Below are 266 nucleotides of genomic sequence, written 5' to 3' on the forward strand. Positions count from 1 at the left end.
CCGGTGGTCCCTTGCGGTCGCCGTTATTGCGGCGCTTGCCACCCCAAGGATCCTGATTATTCGAGTTGCCACCCGGCTCATTCCAAGCCATAGCGCTCTCCATCTGATAAAGCAAAGACGCACCCACGGCGCGCCGACCAATGCTACAGAATGCCTGTCACCACGACACAACCGCTTTCTCAGGCTTTTATTGCAAAGTGTGTTGCTCGATGAAGTCATTCGGCTGCAAACCTTCGCGACTCACCAATCGATTCAACTCGATCCGT

General features: G+C 54.9%; 1 protein-coding gene. It reads right to left on the bottom strand.

Annotated elements, in window-relative coordinates; genetic code table 11:
- A partial coding sequence (locus SB772_RS41770) for a protease modulator HflK N-terminal domain-containing protein (protein WP_410838744.1) occupies positions 1-103 on the bottom strand: 103 nt, incomplete at its 3' end.
- Positions 104-266 lie beyond the last annotated feature (163 nt).

Origin of the sequence: Paraburkholderia sp. SIMBA_030 (genome assembly GCF_046535245.1) — a bacterium.
In the GTDB taxonomy this organism is placed as follows: domain Bacteria; phylum Pseudomonadota; class Gammaproteobacteria; order Burkholderiales; family Burkholderiaceae; genus Paraburkholderia.